Source organism: Pseudomonas sp. EB271-G4-1 (assembly GCF_058791355.1).
The window spans coordinates 65,728-81,924 of sequence record NZ_JBYTEO010000032.1 but is presented as its reverse complement, the minus strand read 5'-3'; the positions used below and the strand labels follow the sequence as shown (position 1 = coordinate 81,924).

The 16,197-nt window shown below is 59.3% G+C and carries 14 protein-coding genes and 1 tRNA gene; 8 read left to right on the top strand and 7 right to left on the bottom strand.

All coding sequences use genetic code 11. From position 1 onward, the window contains the following. Positions 1 to 60 precede the first annotated feature (60 nt). The 6 genes from pqqB to AC3WWR_RS17415 all read right to left on the bottom strand — a co-directional run bounded on the left by pqqB (position 61) and on the right by AC3WWR_RS17415 (position 6,901). Positions 61 to 972 (bottom strand): pyrroloquinoline quinone biosynthesis protein PqqB, encoded by a 912-nt coding sequence (gene pqqB / locus AC3WWR_RS17440; RefSeq protein WP_020798846.1) that lies wholly within the window; start codon positions 970 to 972, stop codon positions 61 to 63. A gap of 83 nt (positions 973 to 1,055) precedes the next feature. Beyond that, positions 1,056 to 1,130 carry a pyrroloquinoline quinone precursor peptide PqqA gene (pqqA, locus tag AC3WWR_RS17435; RefSeq protein WP_003444522.1) on the bottom strand — a complete coding sequence of 25 codons (75 nt, stop codon included), beginning with the start codon at positions 1,128 to 1,130 and terminating at the stop codon, positions 1,056 to 1,058. Between the two features lie 158 nt (positions 1,131 to 1,288). After that, a complete protein-coding gene (pqqF, locus tag AC3WWR_RS17430; protein ID WP_492598920.1) occupies positions 1,289 to 3,718 on the bottom strand; it encodes a pyrroloquinoline quinone biosynthesis protein PqqF in 2,430 nt (809 codons plus the stop codon). A 48-nt stretch (positions 3,719 to 3,766) separates the two neighbouring features. Then, positions 3,767 to 4,561: a carbon-nitrogen hydrolase family protein gene (locus tag AC3WWR_RS17425; RefSeq protein ID WP_083349825.1), complete on the bottom strand. Its 795-nt coding sequence runs from the start codon at positions 4,559 to 4,561 to the stop codon at positions 3,767 to 3,769. Between the two features lie 12 nt (positions 4,562 to 4,573). Further along, positions 4,574 to 6,256, bottom strand: a complete 1,683-nt coding sequence (locus AC3WWR_RS17420) for a flavin monoamine oxidase family protein (protein ID WP_020798843.1) — start codon at positions 6,254 to 6,256, stop codon at positions 4,574 to 4,576. A gap of 183 nt (positions 6,257 to 6,439) precedes the next feature. Next, the gene (locus AC3WWR_RS17415) at positions 6,440 to 6,901 is read right to left on the bottom strand and encodes an Lrp/AsnC family transcriptional regulator (RefSeq protein ID WP_008061529.1); all 462 of its coding nucleotides are present in this window, start codon (positions 6,899 to 6,901) and stop codon (positions 6,440 to 6,442) included. A 185-nt stretch (positions 6,902 to 7,086) separates the two neighbouring features. On the opposite strand from AC3WWR_RS17415, the gene AC3WWR_RS17410 reads away from it, so the two are divergent. Both AC3WWR_RS17410 and AC3WWR_RS17405 read left to right on the top strand, forming a co-directional pair. Further along, entirely contained in the window at positions 7,087 to 9,441 is a 2,355-nt protein-coding gene (locus AC3WWR_RS17410; protein ID WP_020798841.1) for a glucose/quinate/shikimate family membrane-bound PQQ-dependent dehydrogenase, read from the top strand. Positions 9,442 to 9,832: 391 nt separating this feature from the next. After that, positions 9,833 to 10,510 (top strand): zinc metalloprotease, encoded by a 678-nt coding sequence (locus AC3WWR_RS17405; RefSeq protein ID WP_042955514.1) that lies wholly within the window; start codon positions 9,833 to 9,835, stop codon positions 10,508 to 10,510. Positions 10,511 to 10,594: 84 nt separating this feature from the next. Here the strand turns inward: AC3WWR_RS17405 and AC3WWR_RS17400 are convergent. Next, positions 10,595 to 10,669: transfer RNA gene (locus AC3WWR_RS17400), tRNA-Leu, on the bottom strand. A gap of 58 nt (positions 10,670 to 10,727) precedes the next feature. On the opposite strand from AC3WWR_RS17400, the gene AC3WWR_RS17395 reads away from it, so the two are divergent. The 6 genes from AC3WWR_RS17395 (at position 10,728) to AC3WWR_RS17370 (ending at position 15,810) form a co-directional block, all read left to right on the top strand. After that, complete coding sequence (locus tag AC3WWR_RS17395) at positions 10,728 to 12,113, top strand: tyrosine-type recombinase/integrase (RefSeq protein ID WP_492598919.1); 1,386 nt, start codon at positions 10,728 to 10,730, stop codon at positions 12,111 to 12,113. Then, entirely contained in the window at positions 12,110 to 12,541 is a 432-nt protein-coding gene (locus AC3WWR_RS17390; RefSeq protein ID WP_492598918.1) for a hypothetical protein, read from the top strand. The genes AC3WWR_RS17395 and AC3WWR_RS17390 overlap by 4 nt, the downstream gene beginning before the upstream one ends. 146 nt (positions 12,542 to 12,687) lie before the next feature. Then, complete coding sequence (locus tag AC3WWR_RS17385) at positions 12,688 to 12,906, top strand: helix-turn-helix transcriptional regulator (RefSeq protein ID WP_492598917.1); 219 nt, start codon at positions 12,688 to 12,690, stop codon at positions 12,904 to 12,906. A gap of 331 nt (positions 12,907 to 13,237) precedes the next feature. Further along, the gene (locus AC3WWR_RS17380) at positions 13,238 to 13,684 is read left to right on the top strand and encodes a hypothetical protein (protein WP_492598916.1); all 447 of its coding nucleotides are present in this window, start codon (positions 13,238 to 13,240) and stop codon (positions 13,682 to 13,684) included. Positions 13,685 to 13,967: 283 nt separating this feature from the next. Then, entirely contained in the window at positions 13,968 to 14,504 is a 537-nt protein-coding gene (locus AC3WWR_RS17375; RefSeq protein ID WP_492598915.1) for a site-specific integrase, read from the top strand. A gap of 85 nt (positions 14,505 to 14,589) precedes the next feature. Continuing rightward, on the top strand, positions 14,590 to 15,810 hold the full coding sequence (locus tag AC3WWR_RS17370; protein WP_492598914.1) for a tyrosine-type recombinase/integrase: 1,221 nt from the start codon (positions 14,590 to 14,592) through the stop codon (positions 15,808 to 15,810). Positions 15,811 to 16,197 lie beyond the last annotated feature (387 nt).

The following is a 16,197-nucleotide window of genomic DNA, read 5'->3' as shown; positions in this document are numbered from 1 at the left end:
CTCCCACAGTAGATCGCCTTCCCCCTGTGGGAGCGAGCCTGCTCGCGAAGGGGCCCTCCGTTACAGCACAATACTCATGCCGTCATACGCCACTTCAACCTGGCGCCGCTCCAGCTCCGCCCGTTGCGGCGAATCTTCGTCGAGAATCGGGTTTGTGTTGTTGATGTGGATAAGCACCTTGCGCTGTTTGGGCAGTTGCTCCAGCACTTCAAGCATGCCGCCAGGCCCGTTCTGCGCCAGGTGGCCCATCTCCCGGCCGGTGCGGGTGCCGACACCACGGCGCTGCATTTCGTCGTCGTCCCACAGCGTGCCGTCCACCAACAGGCAGTCGCTGGCGGCCATGATTTCCAGCAGCGGCGCATCGACCTTGCCCAGCCCCGGCGCATAGAACAGCTTGCCACCGGTATTGAGGTCTTCGACGATCAGGCCGATATTGTCGCCTGGATGCGGGTCGAAGCGATGCGGCGAGTAGGGCGGCGCGGCGCTGCGCAGTGGCAGCGGGGTGAAGCGCAGGTTCGGGCAGGCCGGGATGCTGAAGCTCTGGTCGAGTTCGATGCGGTTCCAGCTCAGGCCGCCGTTCCAGTGGGTCAGCATGTTGAATAGCGGGAATCCGGTACTCAAGTCCTCATGGACCATGTCGGTGCACCAGACCTGGTGCGGGCAACCTTCGCGCAACATGAGCAGGCCGGTGGTGTGGTCGATCTGGCTGTCCATCAGGATGATCGCGCTGATCCCGGTATCGCGCAGTGCGCGCCCCGGTTGCATGGGCGCGAAGCTCTGGAGCTGGGCACGGATGTCCGGGGAGGTGTTGCACAGCACCCAATTCACGCCGTTATCGGAAATCGCGATGGACGATTGGGTGCGTGCCTTGGCCCGCAGGCTGCCATTGCGAAAACCTGCGCAGTTTTCGCAATTGCAGTTCCACTGAGGAAAACCGCCGCCGGCGGCGGAACCTAGGATCTGGACGAACATGGATGCTCCATCATTTCAACGCTGAAAATAAAACGCCTCGGGATAAACCGAGGCGTTGAACTACATTTCTGCCAGGGCAGAGATCAGCGGCTGGCGAAGTACATGGTGACTTCAAAGCCGATACGCAGGTCGGTGTAAGCTGGTTTGGTCCAGGCCATCAGTTGAACTCCTTCAGGTAAGGTTGGACAGCGCTATCTATATGTATAGTCCACCTCCGGTTAGAGATGTTCCAAATAGTTAGGCTGCTATGTTACTCAAAATTTCACAGGGATTGCCCATGAAACTTTGAAAAAGCTCCTTACAGTCTAGGCAATGATCATTTTATCGCTTGCCAAGGTGCGCCGGGTGCAGGGGTGTTCGCCAGGCAGCGCCAGCCACCGTCGGCCTGGATCAATCGCTCAACTGCGGCCAGTAGTGCGGCGCGATCGGTCAGGAGAATGGCCTGGGGCAACTGCATCAGATAATCCGACGGGCGGCCCGCCAGTTTGCCCTGCCAGAGCATTTCCGCGGCCTGGATTGTCGTCAGGGCGGCGCTGGAAAACTGATCTGCCAGGGCTTGGCGTTGGGCGATGAAGGCATTCTCGTCGAGTGCCTGCACCAACGCCGGCAATGCGCTGAGGAATTGTTCGATGTGCTGCACGAGCTCTGCAGCGACAACGTTCGGCGATTGCACTCCTAACAGCATCCCGGTCTGCCCGTGAATCTGGCGCAGGGCACTGAACACTGCGTAGCCCAACTGCAACTCTACCCGCAGGCGCTGATAGAAAGGCGTCTGACAGAGATGGGCGAGCAGACGCCAGGCGGCTTCGTCGGCCAGTTCATGGGTGGCGGTCGGACAGAACAGCAACAGTGCGTGTTCGCTGGAGTCGGTCTCTATAGTGCTCCACAAGTGCTGCGCATGAATTGACGGTGTGGGTGCCTGTTGCGTATCCGCAGTACCCGGCACGCGGCTCAACACCAGCCCCATGGCCGATTGAGTCTGGGTAGAAAAACCGCTCGCCAGGCCTGTCCAGCGAGCACTCGCCCACAGTTGTGCCAGGTTGTCCGATTCGGGCGTAGGCTCAAGGCAGTGATCGGGCAGCACCTTGAGTAGCTGTCGAATCGGCATCAACGCGGGGCGGGCTGGTGATTGCTGTGATAGTGCTGCCTCAGGTTGGGTCAGCAGGCTTAAAGCGTGTTCGAGGATGCTGGGCATCGGTGCTTGCAGGCCGGTCATTTTCAACAGCCATTGATTGCCCGATGCACCGAAGGAAAAGTCCACGCCGGCCTGACCTGCGTCTTCGCGCAACGCTTGCAGGTTGTCTTCCAGACGCGATTGAAGGCTGGCGCCGGGGGCCGCCTCAAGGCACCAGCGCAGATACACCGCGCCTTGCGCGGTGTTATCCGGCAGCGCCTGGCTGAATTGCATTGGCGAACGTTCGCGGCGGCTACGTGAGCGGTCTTGGGCAAAGGTACGCAGGCCCCGGTGGGCGCTGGTTTGTCCGCGAATCAAGCCGGCATTGGGTGCTGCTGCTTCGCTTTGCAGGAACGGATTGGGCGCGGGCAGTTGCCACGGGCCGGTGAAGTTATCCACAGCACCGATTATTTCCAGGATCGCCTTGAGGGCGGTCACTCCGACTTCGGATAACCCTGTCTCGCGCTCTTCGCTGTCCTGTCGGGCCAGTTGCAAGGCACTGCTGACACCTTGCTGGCGCTTGCGCAACGCCGCATATTCCTCGCGTAACCCGCGCCAATCCTGTCGGGCGAAAAAGCCCAGCCAGTCCTGCAATTGCTCGCCAATCCCGGTCGCCGGTGCATTGGCAGGCAGCGTGAACTCAATGTGCAACAGGGCTTGTCCAGCGAACTGATACAAGGAGCGTGCCTTGAGATGTTCAGCCCGGCCCTGTTTGCGCAGTTCGGCCAACAGCCCACCAGGTTTCGCGCAATTCAGCCAATGGCACAGAAAGTCCAGTGCTTCGGGCGATGAGTCGGGTAATGCTTCAAGGGCAAACAGCAGGTCCAGCCGGTGCTCGCCGGTCTGTTGATAACGGTTGTCTGCCCCAGCCATCAGCGGTGTAGGCGCTTGTTGCGCAACCTTCTCGCCCTTGGCAATGACGTTGCCGAATGCTTCGGCCAGCAGCCTCAACTCATCAAGGCTCTGGGGGCCGACAAGGCTCAAGGTCATTTGTCCGGTCTGGTAATAACGCTGGTAATAATCCTGCAGGGCCTGCTGGAATTCAGGTTGCGGCACCGCCAGGCTGTCGCGGTTGCCGGCATGAAAACCGCGCAACGGATGCGCGTCGCTAAGCCCGTCCAGCAGGGCCAGTTGCTGTTGCGCCGCGGCATCTTGCGACCAGGCGATGAATTCCGCGTGGAGCACTTCCCGTTCCCGGTGCTGGTCGTCCAGGTCCATCCGGGGATGGGCGAGCATGTCTGCCAGCCGCTCAAGACCCTCGGCAAACGCCTGGGTAGGCAGCTCGAAAAAGTAATCGGTGGTGCGCTCGCAGGTTTGCGCATTCACTTGGCCGCCATGGCGCTGGACGAAAGCCATCAGCCCTCGATCGGCGGCAAAGCGCTCGGTGCCGAGAAACATCAGGTGTTCAAGAAAGTGCGCCAGTCCAGGCCAGGCCAACGGCACATCATGGCTGCCGGCGGCAACTCGCAACGCCCCCGCGCAGCGCTTCAAATCCGGGGCATGACGCAGCGTCACCCGCAAGCCGTTGGCCAGGGTTTCAGTGTGGGGGCGAGGGTGATTCAGCGCAGGCATGAGCACTTCCAGAACAGAGAAGTGCCAATGCTAGCGGATAACGGTGGCTCAGCGCTTGTTCAGCGCGCCGTAAAGCTCGGGGCGGCGATCGTTCAGGTAGCGATTGGCGGCGCGCGAGTCGAGCATCAACTGACGATCCAGCTCCCCGACAATCAGTGCTTCATCGAGTCCCGCCTGGGCGATGCGGCTGCCGTCCGGTGCGGCGACGCTGCTTTGGCCGCAGTACTGGATATCGCCTTCGTGCCCGCAATAGTTGGCATAAGCCACGTAGCACTGATTTTCGTAGGCCCGGGCACGTACGGTGACATCAGCGATGAAGTCGAACGGGGTCATGTTGGCGGTCGGTACCAGGATCAGCTCGGCGCCAGCCAGGGCCAGGCGCCGGGTATTTTCCGGAAACTCGAGGTCGTAGCAGATCAGGAACCCGAGCTTCCAGCCGTTGAGTTCCACGATCGGGAAGTCGTCCGTGCCGGCGCTGAACATCGATCGGTCGAGGTCACCGAACAGGTGCGTCTTGCGGTAATTGCACAGACGCTCGCCATTGGCGTCGATCAATTGCACGGCGTTGTAGATCTGTCCGTCCCCGGTGCGTTCGGGATAGCCATACAAGATGGCGATCCCGGTGGCCTTGGCAATGCGCGCAATCTGTTGCGCCGATTCACCGTTGTACACTTCCGCCAACACACTGACGGCATCGACGCCGATGTTGTAGCCGGTCAGGAACATCTCCGGCAATACCAGCAAGTCGGCGCCCTTTGCTTCCAGTGCCAGCTGATGCAGGCGCTGAAGGTTGCCGGCGACATCCAGGGGCAACGGTGGACATTGGTAAAGGGCTACGCGCATTTCGGACTCCTCTTACTCGGGCAGGGCGATCGGACCGATCTCGTTGAACACATCTCCTGGACCCGGATTCTCGGCGTGAGTTGCACCGCCGAAGTGTTTCATGATGCCCCACACCGCATTGAGCGAGGTCTGCACTGCACCTTCAACCCAGGCCGGCGTCCATGAAACGTCGTCGCCGGCGATGAAAATTCCGCGCTGTTCGGCCGGCATGTCGTCCTGCATGAAGTGCGCGTACATGCGCTGGTTGTAGCGATAGTGGCCGGGCAGGGCGCCCTTGAAGGCACCGAGGAAGTGCGGGTCGGCTTCCCAGGACACGGTGATCGGATCGCCGATGATTCGCGCGGCGATGTCCACTTTCGGGTAGATCTTCTTCAGAGCATCCAACGCCAGTTTCACGCGTTTTTCCACCGGGTGAGGGAGCATTTTCAAGGCGTCGCTCATCCACGAATACGACAGGCATATCACCCCGGGCTTGTCGTCGCCGTTATCGAACAGGTAGGTGCCGCGGGTCAGGCGATCGGTGAGGGTCATGCTCATCAGGTCGCGACCGGTTTCCGGGTCTTTATCCTTCCAGAACGGGCGGTCGACCATCACGAAGGTTTTCGACGACTGCATGTAGCGGGTGCGGTCCAGGGCCATCCACATCTTTTGCGAGAACAGGGTTTCATCGCATTCGATCTGGGTGGTCAAAAGCCAGCTCTGGCAGGTGGTCAGCACCGCCGCGTATTCGCGGGTATCGCCGTTGTTGTCGGTGACCGCAAAGCGGCCGTCCGGCGCGTGGGCGATTTTCTTCACGCCGGAACGTGGCGCACCGCTGTGCAATGACTTGAGGCTGGTACCTTGCGGCCAGTGCACGCAGCGCTCCGGGACATGGCGCCAGATGCCCTGTGGCACTTGTTCCACGCCACCGACCACCAGATGCTGGTGATCGTCGCAGTTGGTCATCACCACGCGGAAGATTTCCAGCATCGAGTTGGGGAAGTCAGAGTCCCAGCCACCGGTACCGAAACCAACCTGGCCGAACACTTCGCGGTGATGGAACGACAGTTTGGCGAAGGCTTTGGAGGTGGCAACGAAATCGTAGAAAGTGCGGTCGTCCCACAGTGGCACGAGGGTGTTCCACAGCTCCTTGAGTCGCGGGACGTCGCGGTCGCGGATGGCCTGCTGGATATCGGAGAACTGCGAGCCCGCTTCCAGGGCGTCGGCCCAGGCGTCGGCGACTTCCTGGAACAGGGCAGGAAGATCCGCCAGTTTCTGTGCGTAATGGGTCTTGCCTTCCAGATCGATGACAGTACTGCCTGAGGCTGGTGTCAGCGGGTTGGGGAAGGGTTTGGTTTCAAGATTCAGCTTGTCGACGTAGTGATAGAACGCAGTGGATGACACTGGAAAACGCATGCCACCCAGTTCCGCGACGATGCCGTCGGTGCCATTGAATGCTTGGGAGCGCAGGCGGCCACCCAGCTTCGAGGCCTCATAGACCACCGGCTTGAGGCCGAGCTTCATCAGTTCGTACGCGGCTACCAGCCCGGCGATACCGGCACCGACGATCGCCACTTCGGCACCGTGATGGTGTTCGGGAATGCTGCCCAGGCCAGCCGGGTGTTCGATCCAGTCGTCGAAGGCGAAAGGAAAGTCCGGACCGAAAATGGTGACTGGTTTTTTACCGTCTGCAGGATGGCGATTGTTCTTGTTCATGGCTGACCTTGCTGTCGACCCGACGCGGAGTGCGCATCTGAGTATAGGAAAAGATGCCAGCCATTCTAGAGAGCGTAGAACACGTTAATAAGACGCAAAGTGTCGTCGTTTTGCCAGATTACTGATCAGTATGACGATGGTTCTGTGCATACTGTCCACCGCAGCTCCCACATTGGATAGTTTTCAAACCGGCTGCCCCCGATCGATCTTGCTGCTCAAGATGATCGACGTCGTTGTCTTTTCCACCCCATCGACACTGCCAATCTGATCCAGCAGTTGGTCCAGCTGCTCTGGCGAATCGCTGCGCAACCAAGCGACATAATCAAATTCGCCACTTACCGCACACAGCTGCTGCACCTGGCCCATCGCACTCAAGCGCCGCAACACTTCCTTGCCGGAGCGAGGCTGTACGGTAATCCCCACATACGCCTGCAACCCACCATCCACCACGCGCTGGCCAAGCCGTACGCCATAACCGGTAATGACCTTGGCCTTTTCCAGCCGAGCCAGGCGCGAGGTGACGGTGGTCCGGGCGATGCCCAATTGCCGGGCGAGCATGGCCACGCTCTCGCGGGCGTTGATCTGCAGGGCGGCAATCAGCTGACGGTCGATTTCGTCGAGAACGGGCGGGCGAGTGTCAGGCAAGGGCGGTCTCCAGCGGCATGGAATCAATGTCCAGGCATGTTACAGGCACATCCCGCGCAGCGCTCGCGACGGATATCTGGACTAGCCTCAATACCGTTCATGACATTTGTGCCTGCGACAAATTGCCATAAGTAACTAGGTAGTACACTATTCCGCCCTTGTCACAAATGGGGAAAAATTCCGACATGAATAATTCTGGGGCTGCCGGCGGCAGCAAATGGCTGCTGACGGGGCTGGGTGTCCTGATTGCACTGATCGGACTCGGTTTGGCTGGTGGCGGCGGGTATCTGATCACCCTCGGTGGCAGCTGGTATTTCCTGCTGATGGGCCTGGCGATGCTGGTCTCGGGGCTGATGATTGCCCGGCGTAGACCGCTGGGGGCGTGGCTTTATGGCCTGGCGCTGATCCTCACGGCCGTTTGGGCCGTGTGGGATGCCGGTCTCGAATATTGGCCATTGGTCTCGCGCGTGCTGACCTTTGCCGTCATCGGCCTGGTCGTCGCATTGATTTATCCGGCGCTGGTGCGCGCTTCCGGCGCAACCGCAGGTCGAGGCGCCTATGGCCTGGCCGGGCTGCTGGGTGTCGGTGTCGTCGCGACGCTGGCCTACATGTTCGTACCGACCCCGGTGGTCAAGGCCACCACTGAACCGGCCGTCACGCCGGTGGTACCAGGTACCGAACAGAAGGACTGGGCGCACTGGGGCAATACCACCGCCGGCAACCGCTTCGCCGCGCTGGACCAGATCAACAAAGGCAACATCGACAAATTGCAGGTGGCCTGGACCTTCCGCACCGGCGATATCCCGCAAAGTACCGGCGCCGGTGCCGAAGACCAGAACACTCCGTTGCAGATCGGTGACACGGTCTACACCTGCACCGCGTACGGCAAGGTTTTCGCCCTGGACGCCGACACTGGCGCCCAGCGCTGGAAGTTCGACCCGCAAGGCACCGCGCCCAACTGGCAGCGTTGCCGTGGCCTGGGTTACTTCGATGCTGGCGCTGCGCCTGTAGCCGAGCAGCCAAGCGCTTGTACGAAACGTCTGTTCCTGCCGACCGGCGATGCTCGCCTGATCGCCATCAATGCCGAAACCGGCAAGCCGTGCGAAGAGTTCGGCAACCAGGGCACCGTCGACCTGACCACCGACATGGGTGAAGTCAAACCGGGTTACTACCAGCAGACCTCGACCCCGTTGGTCGCAGGGGAGGTGGTGATCGTCGGTGGCCGTGTCGCCGATAATTACTCCACTGGCGAGCCGCCAGGTGTGGTCCGTGCCTACGACGTGCGCAGCGGCGAGTTGGTGTGGGCGTGGGATCCGGGAAACCCGAACACCACCAAACGCCCACCGGCCGGCGAGACCTACACCCGGGGTACGCCGAACGTCTGGTCGGCGATGTCCTATGACGCCAAGCTCGGTCTTGTCTACCTGCCAACCGGCAACGCGACACCGGACTTCTTCGGCGGCCAGCGGACCGACATGGACAACAAATGGAACTCGTCCATCGTTGCCCTCGATGTGAAAACCGGTCAGGTGCGCTGGCACTTCCAGACCACCCACAACGATCTGTGGGACTTCGACCTGCCTGCACAGCCGCTGTTGTATGACGTGCCGGACGACAAGGGCGGCACCCAGCCGGCCTTGGCGCAAGTGACCAAGCAGGGGGAGATTTTCCTGCTCAACCGCGAAACCGGCGTGCCAATAGCGCGGGTCGAAGAGCGTCCAGTGCCGCAGGGCAATGTGCCTGGCGAACGCTACTCGCCGACCCAGCCGTTCTCGGTGGACATGCCGTCAATCGGCAACAAGACCCTGACCGAGTCCGACATGTGGGGAGCCACTCCGTTTGACCAGTTGATGTGCCGCATCCAGTTCAAAGGCATGCGTCATGAAGGCGTCTACACCCCGCCAGGCATGGATCGCGCCCTGCAATTCCCGGGCTCGCTGGGCGGGATGAACTGGGGCAGCGTCTCGGTCGACCCGAACACGAACTACATGTTCGTCAACGACATGCGCCTGGGCCTGGCCAACTACATGATCCCGCGCGACAAGATCAAAGCCGGGGCCAGTGGCATCGAAATGGGCGTGGTACCCCAGGAAGGCACGCCGTTCGGCGCCATGCGTGAGCGTTTCCTTTCGGCGGTCGGTATTCCGTGCCAGAAACCACCGTTCGGCACCATGTCCGCCATCGACCTCAAGACCCACAAACTGATGTGGCAGGTACCGGTCGGCACCGTACAGGACACCGGCCCACTGGGCATCCGCATGCACCTGCCGATCCCGATCGGCATGCCGACCCTGGGCGCCTCGCTCGCCACCCAGTCGGGCCTGCTGTTCTTCGCCGGCACCCAGGACTTCTACCTGCGCGCCTTCGATACCGGCAACGGCAAGGAAATCTGGAAGGCGCGGTTGCCGGTGGGCAGCCAGTCCGGCCCGATGACCTATGTCTCGCCGAAAACGGGCAAGCAGTACATCCTGCTCACCGTTGGCGGTGCACGTCAGTCGCCGGACCGTGGTGATTATGTGATTGCCTATGCATTGCCATAGGTAACGTGTCCATTCTCACAAACCGTAGGAGCGAGGCTTGCCCGCGAAGAACGATAACTCGGCAATTCAGGCAAGCTGACTGAACCCGCCCACGAAAAAGCCGCGCAATGTCGCGGCTTTTTCGTGGGTGCTAATTGGGAGGGAAAAAAGCAACGCCATTTCAGGTCGTGTCTGACATACACGGCGGGGTCCACTTGCCTATCATTGATTTTTCCGTGGCGCTGGATCGCGGAGAGGTTTGTGAAGGTGCCAAGGGGCTGCTGGAGAACATCTGGCGAACGGTGGTTCGATTCGGGTTTTGATGATTGACCCTGGACCCCCATTGGGTCTGTGATGTATGACAAATCGTAAAGGAACGCTCAATTGAGGCCGTGGCGCGAGGGGACAGGTCATGACGAAGAAGTTGCCGCCCGCTGTAAGGGATCACGCCTGGCAGATCGCACATCACGAAATGGGCCACTACGTCGTGGCCCGTGCCTTGGGTTTTGCCACGGGCAGCGTGAACCTGACGGTGACCATGGACTTGCGGCACCAAGGCGGGGCGTCCATCAGCCTGGTGCGGTCCATTCCGTCGATAGACGCCATGAAGCAACATCTGGAGGCCCGGATGATGGTCCTCCTGGCTGGCGCGATGGCGCAGACCCTGCCTTTAAAAAAATCAGCCGGGCAGCGCGTCGACAGGTTGAAAGCGACAGCCATCCTTAAAGGCGAGCAGGGCGCACATCAGGATTACGCAAAGATCCGGGAGTTGCAGCACCTGTTGCGCAATATCCTCTACCCCGAGACCGATCCGGCTTCATCCGAGCGTATAACGGCTGAGCTTAAAATGCTGACGGATCGCGTGTGGCAGCGAACTCAAGACATCGTGGAAGAACTGTCTGGGATCATTGCCGAATTGGCAGCGGTCTTGGTTGACGGCATGGTTATCGTGGAGCAGTGGGGACGGGCGGCGGATACGTATGAGGTTGTGTACACCGGGCCAACGTTGGAGCGGCTGCGGGCAGTGCAAGCCATTCCGTCAATGACAATTGGAGGCCCCGAAAGGTCGGAGCGTGTATTTAATAGATGAGCCGCCGATAGTCCTTGAAGTTCGTCGCCGCTCAATCGGACCCTTCAGAAACGCAAAAGCCGCGCATTGCGCGGCTTTCTTGTTTGGTGGGCCCACACGGACTTGAACCGTGGACCAAAGGATTATGAGTCCTGCAAAGTGGCTATCCCAAAATACCCCGAAACGTTGATAGAATATGGCTTAATGCCCAGTATTAACAGGGCGTTGCCATTCGTCTTTGTTGATCTATTTACCGATCTATCCTGGCTGGATGCTTACAAAGTGCTTACAAAGATTCGGGGGTGTTATGGGGCAGAAGAAGCGATTCGGGCTGACGGTGAAGCGTATCAATGACCTGATGCCGCCAGCCGCTGTCGGTGGTCAGGATTTCTACTGGAGCGCCGATCAGGCTGGGTTGGCTGTCCGCGTGACTGCGGGCAAGAAGGCGTTCATCTGGCAAGGCCGCTACTTGGGTAAGGTTGTTCGGATCACCATTGGTGATTGGCCGGGTAAGAGCATCGGCGATGCCGAGAAGGTCGCGCGCACGTTCCAGGCCGAGCTGGATCAAGGTCGCGATCCCCGGCAAATGAAGAAAGACAACGAGGCCGCTGCCGCTGCTGCGGTTGAGCATGCCCGCCTGGAGATTGTCACGCTGGCCGATGGTTGGGTCGACTACCTTGCCGACCGTCGTTCGCACTGGGGCGATGCTCATTACCAAGACCATGTGAATCTGGCCAAGGCCGGTGGCGAAAAGCGCAAGCGCGGTGCCGGTGAAACGGTCGCCGGTCCGTTACATTCTCTGATGGGGCTGCCGTTGTCGGCGCTGAGTGGCGAGGCGCTGGAGCGTTGGGCAGCACAGGAAGGCGCAACAAGGCCAACTAGAGCAAGGCTGGCCATGCGTTGCCTCAAGGCATTCCTGCGCTGGGCCGCTGATGAGCCAAAGTATCGGGCCGTGGTGGCTGGCGATCAGGCCATCACCAAGCGCGCCAAGGATCGTTTGGGGCGTGCCGAGGCAAAGCAGGGCTGCCTGCTGAAGGAGCAACTACCAGCATGGTTTGCTGCCGTGCGTGGCATCGACAACCCCGTTATCAGTGCCTACCTACAAACGCTGCTGCTCGTTGGTTCGCGCCCAGGCGAACTGCTGGCCTTGAAGTGGTCGGACATTGATTGGAAGTGGCACAGCCTGACCATCCGCGACAAGGATGCCAGCAAGGGTGGCCGTGACGGCACCCGGACAATTCCGATGACGCCCTATGTCGAACGCCTGCTAAGTGATCTGCCACGGCGTAATCAATGGGTATTCTCAAGCCCTGCCAGCGCGACCGGGCGCATATCCGAAGCCAATCACGCGCTCGACCGAGCCTGTGCTGTTGCCGGTGTGTCGGTGACACCGCATGACCTGCGCCGTTCGTTTGTGAGCCTGTCTGAGTGGCTTGAATTGCCGTCAGGAGTCATTGCGCAGATCGGTGGCCACAAGCCAAGTGCAACCCAAGAACGGCATTACAAGGTGCGCCCGTTGGACCTGCTGCGCCTTCATCATGAGCGTTTCGAAGCGTGGATGTTGGAGCAGGCAGGGCTGCCCGTCTCGATCAGTGATGGCCAGCGCATGAGGGTTGTGCAATGACTAACGAAGAACAAACCATCGTGATGATGGTACGGCAGGAAGATGATTTAGTCGGTGTCGAGTTGCCGTTGTCACTTAGGAGTGAAGGAAAGTTAGATGAACGCTATTTGCCTTCGTGGTCAATCGAGGGTTTGTCGGTGTTGTATGAGTCGGTCTGTGAGCAATTGCTCGGCGGTGAGGTTGTTAACCAGGAAGACAGCGTAGGTATGCAGGCGCTAATGGATACGCTGATTTTTTCGAAGGACGGGGAGAAATTGCTGAAAGCGCTTCGGGCGTATCGAAGTTGGCAAGGTAAGTCTATCGATCGGATCTTCAAGGACGAAGCAGTGATGCAAAAGTTAGCCAGTGCAGGTCCTAATGACAAAAATTTGGCCAGTCTTCAGCGACAAGGCAGACGAATCAAGCAGGGCTTGAAGGAAAAATCATAACGGCCCATAACCCAGGGTACTTGTCAAACAGGTAGCGGACACATACCCCAGGGTACTTGTCCGCTACCTTGTGGACCTGAATGTTTTGGTGCGGATAATGATGAACCCGAGAGCCGGACAAACCGGCTAGCCATCGGGAGCAGCATATGGACACCTTTCAAACCTTGGATGCAATCGACCGTCCAACGTTGACAACGGCCGAAGCCGCGCACTTCCTCAACCGCAAACAGCAAACCCTGCGTAACTGGGCCATTCGCAATGATGGGCCGGTGAAGTGTGTTCGCATTGGTGGCCGTCTTGCTTGGCCAACTGCTGAAATTCGCGCACTGCTGGACATAGCTCGCCCATCTAAATCAGCCGCATAAAAAAGCCGGACGTAGGCGCGTCCGGTTATGCCGATCACTGAGTAACGCAGTGGCAGGCAGGCTGATTGTCGCACTCGGTCTGGCCTTCGATAAAAAATCGAGGGTTGCCATTATGAATTTCAAAGACGCTTTAGAGGCTCATTACGGGCCGCTGGATTGGGTGCCGGTGCCTGATGGTCAGATTCATTGGCTTCACATTCCCGGCGACCCGCCAGGTTATGACAGTGGATGGTATTTTTTCGATGGTGCGCATGGTTGCTGGGGTTCGCTACGCCCTGGCGGCTCTGGTGTTTGGCATAGCTCCAGCCATTGTCACGGGAAGGGCTGAGCTATGGCGCGTGCTCGCAACATTAAGCCCGGTTTCTTCAAGAACGAGATGTTGGCCGAACTTGCGGCCTTTGACCGTCTACTTTTCATCGGTCTGTGGTGTCTTGCCGACCGCGAGGGGCGCATCGAGGACCGGCCAAAGCGGATCAAGATGGAACTGTTTCCCTGTGATGACTACCCAGTTGAGCAGGGGCTTGCGGCGCTGGTGCAGGCGGGATTTATCGAGCGATTTACCGTCGCCGGTTGGGCAATCATTGAGGTGTTGAACTTCGCCAAACATCAGAGCCCACATGGCACTGAAAAGGACGGCGCGCTGCCAGACAGGCATGGTGAATTAACTGTCCATGAACGCAAAAAGAACGGTTGCGTCACGGGGAAGAAGCGGAAGGTCCACGTTAATCCACCGTTAGATAACGTTAATCCACCTTTAGATAACGCCCTGATTCACTGATTCACCGATTCACCGATTCACTGATTCACTGATTCACTGATTCACTGATTCACTGATTCCTGATTTAGCCCTCGCCCCCGCTCTTGCTCTCGCTCTGCCTGATGATCGAAAGATCATTGACTTTGATCTTAGCCCGAGTGGGGCCCCGCTTGCGGGGTCGAGGGCTTGGGGAGAAGCATCAAGTCCTGACATGCCTGGTTGATCTGCTGTCAACGACGACCGGGGGGGGGGGCCGTGAACTTTGGGGGTGTGTATGACAGCTTGCTCTGAATGGGCTAGGACGGTGATTGGGGATCTTCTGGATGGATTCGACAGTGATCCTGTGGCAGTGGTGGTCGGCCTGATGGCGCTCGGTTACGGCCAGCCGGTGCCGGTACTGCTGCTAGCGTACTGGTCTGATTTCGACTTGCAGGCCGGTGTCTGGCGGGTCGGAGACGAGGCGATGCCGCTGACAGCGCCTTTCGTGGTGCTGCTTAAGCGATATCGACGCTGCTCTGCTGGTCAGGGTGATCGCTTGTTCGTGGGACGTAGGGGCGGATCACTGGGCAAGGCTGAGGCTAACGCCAGGGTTCGCGAGGTGCTGCGCGAGTTCTTCAATCTAGGAACCCTACACGCAATGGTCATGCGCCTGTGTCCTGAGCTGGGTGCGGCTGAATGGCGAGCGGAGCGCTTGTGCGAGTACGCCAGTCGGGGCGCAACGGCTGAGCAGGTAGAGGCGTTGAGGCGTGAGTTTAACGGTCGCTTGTGCTGTCTGCTGGAAGGTTGGCACGGTGTCCTGTGTGTGGCGGAAGTGATGTTGGCGCGTGGCTTTACCTGCTGATCGAAGGCTTCGACATGGAGATCGATGGCGACTTCGTCGTGGTGATCGAGATCGATCTGGTGGTCATTCTCTGCGGAGGTGTGCGATGGGTGAGACGCGGTATATCGAATTCAGTGATGCGGCGATCAGGGCTGAGGCTAAAGATGAATACGTCCGCGACCTTCGTGACCAGCGCTACCCGGATTTGAGGTTTCGTTTTCTCAAAGATCGGCGCCGGGGTGTGTGGTACACGGTGCATGCAGGCAAGTGGCAGAAGGCGGCGGAGTGGCCGAGCTGCGGCTGCAAGGAGATGGAGGCGCGGATGTCGTCGCTGATGTTACTGCGGGCTGGCGGTGTTCAACCTGACGCCAGGCTGCGCGCTCTGTATACGGTGGCTGACGTGGTGTCGTGGTATCTGGAGCGACATTTGAACACGGCCACGGTATCGAAGGCGCGCAAGGCCAGTTGCCGGTCGCTTGCCAAGAATTGGCTTCTCCCACGGCTGGTGGGTATGCCGGTGGATCAGTTGAACGCGGCCACACTTGATCAGCTATTGATTCAACCGATGCAAGAGTTGGTAGCCCCGGCCACGGTGTGCAATGCCTATCGGGTATTGAACGCGGCGTTTCGCACATCCAAGCGTCTGGGGCTGCTGAACGCCAATCCACTGGCTGACGTCCGGTTCACGGATTTCGGGTTGGGCCGCATAAGGCCGAAGGGGGCACGGTTGTTTCCGCGTGACGTTGGTCGGGTGATGGATCTGCTGGCACAGCGCCTGCTGAAGTCACCAGGGCCTTGTCTGTTGGCGCTGTTGATGCTCTGTCACGGTACGCGGGTCGGCGAGACGCGGCAGGCGCGCTGGGACCATTTTGATTTGGATGCTGGCTGGTGGGTCATTCCGGCTGAGCTGACCAAGACGCGAACGCGGCTTGAGCTGCCGCTGACACCGACTGTGGTGGCTGTGCTGCGTTGGTACAAGGATCGGCAATCCAGCAAGCCGAGCGTATATCTGTTTCCAGGTGGTCACGGTCACGCGGTGACGGGGCCGGGGGCATCGTTGGCGATTGCTGGTCTGAGCGCGGGTGACTGGTCAAGCCACGACCTGCGCAAACTCGCACGGGCCGGATGGCAGCATCTGAATGTCAATTATGTAATTGCCGAGCAGTTGCTGAACCATGCGATGCCGGGGCTGACCGAAACCTATGTGCAGGGTGATCTGTCGGTGCTGAAGCGGCAGGCGCTGGAGCACTGGCATGGTGTTGGTGTGGCAGGCGTTGAGGGTTTGGATTTGGCACGGCGCTTCAACTTGTTTTTTGATTCGCTCTAATTTTCCTGAGACTGCTGAAGCGTGTGCTAGATGGTCTGCGCGCCTGTAGCTGTGTTTGCCCGGTCAAAGTGCGTATTTTTATGGGTAAAACGGGGCCGTTGGAAAAAAGAATAGCTACGAGATGTTTTCGGGGTAAGGCGTGAAAGCTGCAATTTAGAGGGGGTGCGGGGTGTTGGCTGGATTTAGCTTATCAGTCTGAGGTGTTCGAATGTCATATCCACTGTGACGCGCTCTAGTGCGGGCCTTTGCGGGCAGTGTGGGGAACTGGCAGGTATGTGATCGGTAACAGTGGGTATGAGCGGGGTGCGTTTAAAAAATTTAGCAGATCACATAACGCCAGATAAATCAGTGGGTTGCAAAGGGATTAAAGGGAGAAAGTCGGGGGGG